Source organism: Allobosea sp. 05T422_2, assembly GCF_056396265.1.
The window spans coordinates 1-7,479 of the sequence record NZ_JBFTLD010000303.1 but is presented as its reverse complement, the minus strand read 5'-3'; the positions used below and the strand labels follow the sequence as shown (position 1 = coordinate 7,479).

Sequence of the window (7,479 nt, the reverse complement as noted above, 5' to 3'; positions counted from 1 at the left end):
CAAGGAGGCGCTCCGAACCCTCGCCGCGCGGCGCGGCGCCGTCATCGCCGATTTCGCTCATCGCTCGATGGTCACGCAGCAGGATAGCAATTACTGGGATCCGCTGCATTTCCGGCTGCCGATCGCGCGGCGTGTCGAGGCTGACCTGATTGCGATCGCGCGCGACGCCCAGGTGAGTTCGGATGGCTTCGTGCAGGTCTCCCGGCCCTGATCGTTGACCCGGCATAAACCACGCAAGACTAGCCTGCCGGCATGGTMGTCCGCCGTGGTCTCAGATCCTCTTTAATCACGCTCCTAGCAGGCTTTTGAAGACGTCGTCCAAGGACGGGCGATGAAGGTGGAAACGTCACCGTTGTGGAAACGGATTTCGCCCTTGAGGGAGCCGTCCGTCGCCTGAGGCCTCGTCCATCTCATCATTGCCTTGCCAGGTGAAGTTGACGCCGTTGCCGGCGTCGCGGCCGTGAAGCTGGCCGGTGACGCAGCCGAAGGCKAATTCTCCGCATGTCTTGCCGTCGAAGAGGATGTAGGCCAGTTCCACCATGTCGAGGAATTCGGCATCCCACACAGCCATCTGGACGATCCGACACTTGCCCTTGAGGATCATGCCGGGGCCGCCAGAAGCTTGGGCAGGCGGATCAGGTTGTAGGCGGCGTGAACGCGGCATCGACCTTGGGGCGCCCGCGCAACTTTCATCTTGGCCAGTCCCGCCGAGCCTTTGATCCAGCCGAACACCTCCTCGATACGTTTGCGGCAGCGCTGGCTGATCTCATAGCCGGGGTGGCGCTGGACGCGCCAATCGAGGGCGGTCCGGCGCCACTTGCCGGTCTTGGTGACATGTTCTGTTGCTAGCGAATATGCGCGGTGACCGATCGGGCTCTGAGATCGGCCACGAACTGCTTCACGTCAAAGGCCTTGTCGGCGCCGAGTGTGATCCGCCGTGTGCGACCTGGCCTCGCATCCAGCAGGGCGAGCGCCGCTTCGCGTTCGGCCGTGCCGGTGGCCAACGTCACCCCGCCGCCGGCCGCAAGGCCATGGCGGTTCGCCGGGCAAGTTCGACCAAGGCTTATTGCAACCGCTCGTTCGAATTCTCGGTCGGGTGAGCGGCGTCGCGAATGCGTGGGGCGAGCGATGTGTCCAAGGTCAGCCGTCCAGCCTTGCGCCGTGCGGAATGCCAAGTCGGTACCATCGGGAAAACRTTCTCGCCCAGCCTCGCTGCGCGTCGAGAAAGAAAAGGCCCGAGGTAACGATGGGTCGACCTGTCCCGGGGAGTTCCGGGTGTTCGGAAACCTCACCCATAAGGCAGCGCTCGGCTCGCGTACCCACCCACCAACAACCAATGGTTGGGGTGCCGGAACCGGTTGTATAGGTCCCGGCGGCCACCGCTTCCAGGTCGTCCGCGAGCCGCCGAAGTCTTTCGACCTCTCGACCAAGTGTCGCGCGCTCCTCTGGGGAAACGCCGCCACCCCCCGGCATCTACATTCCCTCCGGCCAGCCAAAGATGGGTCGATGGGACTATCCGCCACCCGAACTGTCGGTTGCGCGCAGAACTCATTGCGCGAGAACGATCGCTGCTTTCTCTTGCCGCGGCGACGGAGCGAAGCTCCCATTCGCTACCAGCGGTCTCGCCTCGAGGTCCAGTTCGGGAAGGCCTGGCCGGATGACACTTACCATTCAATTCGCGGCGAGAGCTACATGCTGCGGGCGAGGACCGCCCAGTACGCCGTGCAGGACGGGAGCGCGATCATGGCACGTTATCTCCACATGCAGAGGATTCAGGCCCCATCGCACCAACACTGGAGATCTCCCATGTCGACGAGATCCTCGTCGAAGGCGCCAAGGCGCTCAGAGCCAATTTCGGCCCGAACGAGCACGGCGGGCTCTCTCAGGCCTCTGGTCCTGACGCCTGAAGTCCTGCGGGCGGCGGCCACTTCCTCAGCTTGATGTTGTCCATCGGCGGATTGTCACCGGCGCTTGTCCCGTTCGCGCCCACGGCCAATCATCTCTGAGTGACGACACCGAGTTTCGAGGGCAGACATGGGGGGACGGCCGGTAACGACAGGATCGCAGGCGCATCGCGAGCGCCAGGCACGGTATCGTGCACGTCTGGCTGCTGGCTCTCTTCCGGAGGCGGACGATCTGGATCGTGCTGTCCTTCATGAGGTACGTGCGCTGGCAACCGCAGCCGCGAAGAAGCCGGGCGCCGAGCACGATGCTAGGTGGCAGGTCGTGTGGAAGATCATCCGAGGCGCCCATGGGCGGCTGGTTGCCGCGGGCTATGATCGCGATGAGGCTGGGCGTCGCCTGCTTCTTCGGCTTGAGGCTGCCAGGCCTTCGGGTGAGGTCGCGCCCATTACTCCTCCGAAACGCAACGAAATTCAGAAGGACTGAATCGTTGACTTCGGGATTCTCTGAGTGACGCGTCTCCCCGTCCGCACCACCAGCGCAACTTCGAATGATGTCGTGTACCTCGGACTGACTTTGTTGGCTCTTGGTGTCCACCGGCTCACGCCGGTCGCCGTCGGGCAGAGCGCCCCTCGGCCAAAGCGGGGGTTGACGGTGTTTATCGCTGCCATCAGCTTCGCCGACGTCGCGGGAATCGCGGGATGGGAATAGGTCGGCTTGAGGCGCAGATGCTGGGGGCAGGCTCGCTCATTATGATCCGCCCTTGGCGTAGGCGTAGCCGTCCTCCAGATGCAGTCCGCCGCGCGGCAGGGCATCACGCTGTCCGCATCGGCTCGATCTGGCGCGAGCCCCGGTTGCTTTATCGCGCCCCGGCCGGAAATCGCTACTCTCAGATCAAGGTCGAGTTTTATATTCTCGATTTCGCGATTTTCGACGATTTCATTTGAATAAGATGATAGAAACGAATGTTATTAGCTCTATATTCGTATTAAATTCCAAAGTTAGAGAATATCCATCTGTAGTACATTTCCGCCTATCGATGCAAATACGCATCATATTATTATAGAAATTGAGAAATACCAATTCCAAACATCACGAATAAATCAGTTACCAAGACAATGACCAATTACATCATCATCTTCCGCAACTCGGGTAACGTTTTCTTCGACGAGAACGCCGACGGGCTCATCGAAGCGGTCCAGCACGCCGAAGCCAAGATCGGCGAAGACGGACGGKAGTACGAAACCGCCTTCCGCGATGACACGAATGCCTCCTTGAACGTCTTCAGCGCTCCACAGGGCTTCCCAAAGGTCCAGCGGCATGACGCCGATGCCGTTGACGACGTTTGCGCCTACGAGGTCCCCCTCAAAGCCGCCTGATCTCAATGAGGTTGGGGGCACCTCTCTGGCCTTCCTCGAAGGCGACCACTCCCCCAACCTAGGAGGGAATGCATCATGACCATGACCGAAGCCGAGCGGATCGCCGGGATCAACCGGAGGATCGAAGCGCTTGAGACACAACACCTCATCAGAGGGGAGTATCGGTTCGAAGTTTCTTTCGACGAAAATGACAACGAAGAATACGATGGACTGCCCGCGATTGCCCGCCTCGTTTTMGTTCCGGACTCCGATCCCATGAATACGATTGATGCGCGTGAGTTCGCCGGTGGCCTGACCGTCGAGGCCGCGCGTGACGCCCTTCGCGAGAGAATGGACGAGGCCAACCGGAGCATCCGCGCAACCGGCCGCCGATTCGAGATCAACTGCGAGAGGGCATCGCTTGAGCGTCTCAGGGATACCCTCCGCGTTTCCTCCGAAGCACTTGCCGCCTAATCAGGAGCCGGGGCACCTCCTCCTCGGCTTTCCTCCGAGCGACCCGGGCGTGGCGGCTCCGAGGAGGTTGTCCGACCGAGGACATGGTGATGTGGCCGGCTTTGACGCGGGTGAATAGCCCGAAGGCGCCAAATTCCGAAACTGAACGGAATCCAGTTTCCCGAATTCCGTATCGGATTGAATTCCAACCGGCATGCCGCGTTGCAGCTAGAGTCCGATTGGGAACTGCTGTTACGAGTGTAGCGTCGACTCCCCCTCGGTGTACCCTTCTGCCCCGTCTCAGTCGGAGCTTATGGTCGCTCCTACCGCCTGCATCGGAACGCCGCAGCTTCGCGCGGAATTACTCCGCAGCTTCGAGCGTATGCAGGTTMAACTCGGCGATGTCGATTCGCTTGAACAGCGGCGACTCGATTGCAACCTTCGGATCGATCTCTTCGCCAGAGAGTGCCCGCTGGAGTGCCAGGCCCATCACGCGGGACAGCCGCGGCGGAAACGCGTTCGCGATCTGGCGGAACTGAGCGAGACGCGACCCGCTGAAGGTCCAGTGATCGGGAAAATCCTGTAGCCGCGCAAGCATCTGCAAGGTCAGCCCCGGGTATCCAACGAATTCCGGTTCCGGAGCATTATGCGGCACAGATCCGGGATTCACGCCGAGGTCACGCCAGGCGCCGCGCGACTTTGGCTGCGCCAGATCCATTCCCATCTTCTTCATGCTGCCCCCGATCAACGTGGGCGCGATACCGTTGGCCTTGGAGACCCATGCATCGAGGCCTTTCCAGCCGCGGGCGCCCATGAGGTCCTTTAACAAGATTCCGACTGGCATCGGCGCCATTTCCGGCGGGAGTGGCCAGCGGAAGCGATGCAGCATTCCACGTCGCATCGCGACGAGAATGGCGCGGCGGCGATTCTGTCCCAGACCGAAATCGGGTCCCTCGATCACGCGCCATTCGGCATCGTAGCCGAGACGCTCAAGCTCGGCGTAAACCGCGAGCCGCCGGAGCCCATGCGTGACCTGCGTGATCCCGACCACATTTTCGATCAGCACCGCTTTCGGGCGGATCTGCTTGATGATCTCGAGCGCGCGATGGAACAAATCCCGCTCGTCGGCAGCACCTCGGCGCTCTCCCGCTTGCGAATAGGGTTGGCAAGGCAGCCCGCCGGCGATCACGTCCACTCGCTCGAAGCGAGCGATATCGAGCGCGTTCAGGTCCGCTTCGATGACAGGCCACCGCGGGCGATTGGCCCTTAATGTCGCCACCGCGTCCGGATTGATCTCGACAATGCCGGTATGCCGAAAGCCTGCCGCGTGGAGCCCGATAGCCTGCCCCCCTGCCCCGGCACACAGCTCGAGCACCGAGTAGCGATACGGAGCGGAAGGACGGGACGCGGCGCTTCGCGGATGGCGGTCAAGCGCGACGACTCCTTCGTCAACCCGACGCCTGCGGCCGGCCAGTTCCGGAACCTCGTGGCCGAGCGCCCAGACCAGGGACTGGTGCAGGCGCTCATCGATCCAGAGCGGATGGTCATCCGGCCATGACCAGTCCTCGACGGAACAGAGCTTGCGGTCGGCAATCCGGCAGAGGTCGTCGTGGACCAGAGCCCACGACTGCTCCCCGTAGTATGCCGCATCGGCCGCGAGGACGTCGGCCGGAACGAGCGCCCGGAGGTGCTTCGCGACCCCCTGGGCGTCCTGAGCTAGTGCATCGGCTCTTGCGACCGTCTCGGGCGAACGATTCTCGGGGTCCGTCTCGTTGTAGAGCGTGGCGAACGCATTGGCCAAGGCGCCAAGATCTTCGAGAAAACGATCGATGGRACCCCGAGCCTTCAGCCTGACGGCCCGCTTCAGTTCGACAATCGCACTGCGATCCGGTTTTCCGGAAACCCGCGCTTCCCCCGCGAGCACGTCCCGCCGCAGCAATCGCAGGTTAGCCAGCGACAAGGTCCGCCCGGAGCGCAGCATCGTCAGGGCCTCAGTCCAGACGGTTGCCGGCTGCTTCGCCAGTCGGAGCAGAACACCAACGTCCACCGCGCTCTGCTCAAGGACGACCCGCTCGGGATCGGCAACCTCGGCCAGTTGCAGGTAAGCATGAGCTTCCGACCGAGAAACGCGGCACTCATCTCGAACGAATGCAAGAACCTGGGCCTTCGGCAGCCGCTCGGCGAAGGCCTTGCATTGATCGGCGAAGGCGAACGCGTCGGCGACAGCGCGCCGACGGCCAGCGAGTGTGCGATCGCGGACTTGTTTGAAACTTTCCAGCAGCTTGCGCTCGTCTCCGGTGGCCTGGTCGTGCGGAGAGTTCGCTACCTGCTTGCCCGTCGAATGTTCTCGGCCGACCTGCTCAGGGAATTCTGTCGGCTTCAGTGCTTGCCCGATAACGTCTGCCTCGGATTGCGGAACGTCGGATTCGGGGGGTGAAATGCTGTCGACAATACGGGAGGCGTCTTCGCTCATCTGCACAGGCTCCGGAACTCCCCGGCTTCATGCCGGATAGGCTGTGCATTTCAGATGAGCGTAATCGCTAAAAATGCGAACAACCTAACCATCCGCCACATCGATCATGTTCCGGAAGCAAGTCCCGCTTCGCATTCGCCGTCAACCTCGCCCGGCTCGAGATCGAACCGACGAAAACCCGGAACGTAGTCAGCGTCTCGATGAAAGCGGATTTCGGGGCCCCGTTCTCGTACGCGCATTTGAACAAGGAGATAAACTCTTCGGAGAAGCCCTCCGATCGGATACCCGCGATGACCTCCTGACGCTGCCTGCTGCGCTCGGCTTTCTCAGAGGGCGAGAGAAGGTGGTCTGGGAGACGCGCGTGGCAGTATACCGTCGTGATCAACCAACCTCCGACCACGGCGCTGATGAAAAGCGTCTGACCGGGATCGCGATCTTGTTCGCCCTCCCAATCCGGCCCACGGTATTGCTCGAGCAAAGCGATGTCGCCCGGGCGAAGGTGAGCGGTCGAAAGGTCGAAGAGGGTCCAAAAATGAGGTGCCCGGGCCGGCGAGCCAGCGGCTCGCCTCAGAACACTTCGGGCGACCTGCTCGGGAGTTGCGATCCCATCAAATATGGTATTCCACTGATCATCGGAGAGATGTGGTCGAAGCATCGTTTGCAGATCGCCCAGGTACGCCACGCAGGCATGGAGAGAATCCGCTCTCTGTGGGACGCTCCGCCTCCACCAGCCGCGTGCGATACTGCGTAAGCGCAGGATCCTTCCGCAACCGCTCGATAAGTTCCCGCAGCTCGTCGAGCTTCCTGCGCTTGGATGGGCGGCGAACTGATGGCGTATCCCCAGCTGGTCTGCGGGGTTCAGGGAAGGTACGCATGGGAGACGACAAAGGAGCTCGGCGCCCGCTTCAGGAGGAATCGCTGCTGGTCCCCTCCAACGGCCAGACGACGCCCTGCCGAAGCCGAACATCACGGGCCATTGAGAACTGACGGCAATGAGAGCATCCAGTATCGCGCCCTTCAAGGAAGCTGCTCCGCGAAGGGGGGTCATAGCTCATTCTGAACCAATTGGCCGGCACGGCCGCGCGGGAGGACGTCGGCGGATTCGCGATCAACGTCGCAGCGGCGCGCATTCCGCTTCATTGCCGCTCCTGGCGAGACGCCGCTCGATAACAGCGGGTTCCTGTCTTGCGATCGAGCGCTCCGAACCGTCCCGTTGCGCCTATGCAGCAACACATTGATCATTCAAGGGAGAATATCTAAGAAAGCCGGCGCCTTGTGCAGACGCACATCAGC

Annotated in this window: 7 protein-coding genes and 2 pseudogenes; 3 read left to right on the top strand and 6 right to left on the bottom strand. The window is 61.8% G+C overall.

What is annotated here, in order from left to right:
* Positions 1–211 (top strand): annotated as a pseudogene (locus AC1DJT_RS31790) (hypothetical protein); the annotation flags it as partial.
* Between the two features lie 135 nt (positions 212–346).
* On the opposite strand, the gene AC1DJT_RS31785 reads toward AC1DJT_RS31790, so the two are convergent.
* The 4 genes and pseudogenes from AC1DJT_RS31785 to AC1DJT_RS31770 form a co-directional block, all read right to left on the bottom strand.
* A complete protein-coding gene (locus AC1DJT_RS31785; protein WP_476835628.1) occupies positions 347–604 on the bottom strand; it encodes a hypothetical protein in 258 nt (85 codons plus the stop codon).
* Positions 601–1,046 (bottom strand): annotated as a pseudogene (locus AC1DJT_RS31780) (transposase); the annotation flags it as partial. The pseudogene AC1DJT_RS31780 and the gene AC1DJT_RS31785, both read right to left, overlap by 4 nt.
* Before the next feature lie 94 nt (positions 1,047–1,140).
* Entirely contained in the window at positions 1,141–1,296 is a 156-nt protein-coding gene (locus tag AC1DJT_RS31775) for a DUF6634 family protein (RefSeq protein ID WP_476835629.1), read from the bottom strand.
* Positions 1,297–2,375: 1,079 nt separating this feature from the next.
* Positions 2,376–2,573, bottom strand: a complete 198-nt coding sequence (locus AC1DJT_RS31770; protein WP_476770643.1) for a DUF4113 domain-containing protein — start codon at positions 2,571–2,573, stop codon at positions 2,376–2,378.
* 57 nt (positions 2,574–2,630) lie between these two features.
* Between AC1DJT_RS31770 and AC1DJT_RS31765 the strand changes: the two genes are divergently transcribed.
* A complete protein-coding gene (locus AC1DJT_RS31765) occupies positions 2,631–2,849 on the top strand; it encodes a hypothetical protein (RefSeq protein ID WP_476770642.1) in 219 nt (72 codons plus the stop codon).
* Positions 2,850–3,005: 156 nt separating this feature from the next.
* Here AC1DJT_RS31765 and AC1DJT_RS31760 read toward each other — a convergent pair whose 3' ends face one another.
* Complete coding sequence (locus tag AC1DJT_RS31760) at positions 3,006–3,224, bottom strand: hypothetical protein (protein WP_476835627.1); 219 nt, start codon at positions 3,222–3,224, stop codon at positions 3,006–3,008.
* A 132-nt stretch (positions 3,225–3,356) separates the two neighbouring features.
* On the opposite strand from AC1DJT_RS31760, the gene AC1DJT_RS31755 reads away from it, so the two are divergent.
* Positions 3,357–3,734 carry a hypothetical protein gene (locus AC1DJT_RS31755; protein ID WP_476835626.1) on the top strand — a complete coding sequence of 126 codons (378 nt, stop codon included), beginning with the start codon at positions 3,357–3,359 and terminating at the stop codon, positions 3,732–3,734.
* 340 nt (positions 3,735–4,074) lie between these two features.
* On the opposite strand, the gene dcm is transcribed toward AC1DJT_RS31755, so the two are convergent.
* Positions 4,075–6,186: a DNA (cytosine-5-)-methyltransferase gene (gene dcm / locus AC1DJT_RS31750; RefSeq protein ID WP_476835625.1), complete on the bottom strand. Its 2,112-nt coding sequence runs from the start codon at positions 6,184–6,186 to the stop codon at positions 4,075–4,077.
* Positions 6,187–7,479: the final 1,293 nt, after the last annotated feature.